The sequence below is a fragment of the Devosia sp. genome (genome assembly GCF_041917035.1).
Taxonomy (GTDB): domain Bacteria; phylum Pseudomonadota; class Alphaproteobacteria; order Rhizobiales; family Devosiaceae; genus Devosia_A.
Genome location: NZ_JAYRYM010000377.1, coordinates 1 through 2576 on the forward strand (window position 1 = coordinate 1; position 2576 = coordinate 2576).

Here is a 2576-nt window from a genome sequence, read left to right on the forward strand (position 1 = left end):
AGGGCAATGGCATCCTGGGCAAGAAGGTGGCCTACGTCACCGGCGACAGCCAGACCAAGGCCGACGCTGCGCGCGACTCGGCGCGCCGCATGATCGAGCGCGACGGCGCGGTGATGATCACCGGCGGATCGTCGTCGGCCGAGGCCATTGCGGTGCAGGGCCTGTGCCAGGAAATGGGCGTCATCTTCATGGCGTCGCTCACCCACTCCAACGACACCACCGGCAAGGACAAGAAGCGCTACGGCTTCCGCCACTTCTTCAACGCCTACCAGTCCGGTATCGCGATTGCGCCGACGCTGTCCAAGGCCTACGGCACCGATCGCGTCGCCTATCACCTGACCGCCGACTACACCTGGGGCTGGACGCAGGAAGAATCGATCAAGAACGCTACCGAGGCGCTCGGCTGGAAGACGCTGGCTCCGGTGCGGACGCCGGTGGGCGCGGGCGACTTCAGCCAGTACATCACACCGGTCCTGAACTCGGGCGCCGACGTGCTGATCCTCAACCACTATGGCTTCGACATGGTCAATTCGCTGACCCAGGCCGTGCAGTTCGGCCTGCGCGACCGCCAGGCCAACGGCAAGGACTTCCAGATCGTCGTGCCGCTGATCTCCGATCTGATGGCCAAGGGCGCTGGAGCCGCCATCAAGGGCATCTACGGCACCTCGAACTGGGACTGGCAGCTGGGCGACGAGGCCTCCAAGGCCTTCACCAAGTCGTTCGGCGCCAAGTACGGCCAGCCGCCGAGCCAGGCCGCCCACACGTCCTACGTCCAGGCCATGCTCTACGCCGATGCCTGCGAGCGCGCCGGCAGCTTCTACCCGCCCGAGGTCATCAAGGCGCTCGAGGGCTACGAGTTCGACGGCCTCGGCAACGGCCCGACGCTGTACCGCGCCGAGGATCACCAGTGCTTCAAGGACGTCTTGGTGGTGCAGGGCAAGGAGAGCCCGGCCAACCCGTTCGACCTGCTGCAGGTGGTGGACGTCGCCAAGAAGGATGCCGTGACCTACGATCCGGCGATCTTCGGTGGCGAACTGGGCCCCGACACTCCGGCCATGTGCTGACCGCGGCGCCGCTATCGCGAACCCCGGCGGTCGACCCTCCTCGCTGACCGCCGGCTCCTCGGCCGGGTCGTTCGTTCCCCCGAGAACGAATGGCCCGGCAAGGGGCGACGCATGTGACGCAGGCCTGCCCGCCGGCGGGACGACCTGCCTCTCATTCGTTTCCTGCGCGCCCGTCCGGGTGTCCCGGATTGGCGCCCGTCGCGCCGGATGGCGCATGGAGTGACTGATGGAAGCCCTGCTCGCCCAGCTTCTCAACGGCCTCGACAAGGGGGGTGCCTACGCCCTCATCGCGCTGGGGCTGACCCTCGTGTTCGGCACGCTCGGTGTCGTCAACTTCGCGCATGGCGCGCTGTTCATGCTCGGCGCCTTCTGCGCCGTCGCCTTCCGCCAGTTGATCACGCTCGAGACCATCACCATCGACCCCGACCAGCTCTCGCCCTGGGGTGCCCCGCTCGAGATCAAGACCCCGCTGGCCCAGACCTGGTTCGGCGAGTGGGGCGGCCTGATCATCGAGTATTCCGTGCCGCTCTCCATCCTGCTGGCCATCCCGGTCATGCTGCTGGTCGGCATCGCCATGGAACGCGGCCTGATCAAGCACTTCTACAAGCGCCCGCACGCCGAGCAGATCCTCGTCACCTTCGGCCTCGCCATCGTGCTGCAGGAAGTGATCAAGGCGATCTTCGGCGCCAACCCGATCAGCCAGCCGATGCCGTCGGCGCTGCAGGGCGCCGCCGATATCGGCAGCTGGCTCGGGCTGACCCCGAATTCGGTGACCTACCCGTGGTGGCGGCTCACCTATTTCGTCTTTTCGATCGGCATTCTGTCGGCGGTGTTCGCCTTCCTGCGCTTCACCACCTTCGGCATGGTGGTGCGGGCCGGCATGGTCGACCGCGAGACGGTCGGCATCCTCGGCATCAATATCGGCCGGCGTTTCACCATCATGTTCGGCATCGCCGCCGTCGTCGCCGGGCTCGCCGGCGTCATGTACACGCCGCTGGTGCCGCCCAACTATCACCTGGGCATGGATTTCCTGGTGCTGAGCTTCGTCGTCGTCGTGGTCGGCGGCATGGGTTCGCTGCCCGGCGCGGTGGCCGCCGGCTTCCTGCTCGGCATCCTGCAGAGCTTCGCCTCGATGAACGAGGTCAAGTCGCTGCTGCCCGGCATCGACCAGATCATCATCTACCTGACCGCCGTCGTCATACTGCTCGTGCGTCCGCGGGGCCTGCTCGGCCGGCGCGGCGTGATGGAGAGCTGAAATGCTGCAGTTTTTCAACGTCCCGAGGCGCGACCTCCTGACCTTCCTGGTGTTCTCGGCGGTGGTGCTCACCATGCCGATCTGGCTGTCGCCGCTCGGCGCCGCCTATCCGGGGCTGATGCAGAAATTTGCCATCTACGCGATCTTCGCGCTCGGCTTCAACGTGCTGTTCGGCCTCACCGGCTACCTCAGCTTCGGCCACGCCGCCTTTGTCGGGGTGGGCTCGTACACCGCCGTCTGGTCGTTCAAGCTGCTGA

General features: G+C 66.4%; 2 protein-coding genes and 1 pseudogene. All 3 read left to right on the forward strand.

Annotated elements, in window-relative coordinates; genetic code table 11:
- Positions 1 to 1064 (forward strand): substrate-binding protein (locus ACE3TU_RS21275; RefSeq protein ID WP_374627859.1); only part of this gene is annotated, 1064 nt, incomplete at its 5' end.
- Between the two features lie 226 nt (positions 1065 to 1290).
- Complete coding sequence (locus tag ACE3TU_RS21280) at positions 1291 to 2319, forward strand: branched-chain amino acid ABC transporter permease (RefSeq protein ID WP_374627860.1); 1029 nt, start codon at positions 1291 to 1293, stop codon at positions 2317 to 2319.
- 1 nt (position 2320) lies between these two features.
- A pseudogene (locus ACE3TU_RS21285) lies at positions 2321 to 2576 on the forward strand (branched-chain amino acid ABC transporter permease); the annotation flags it as partial.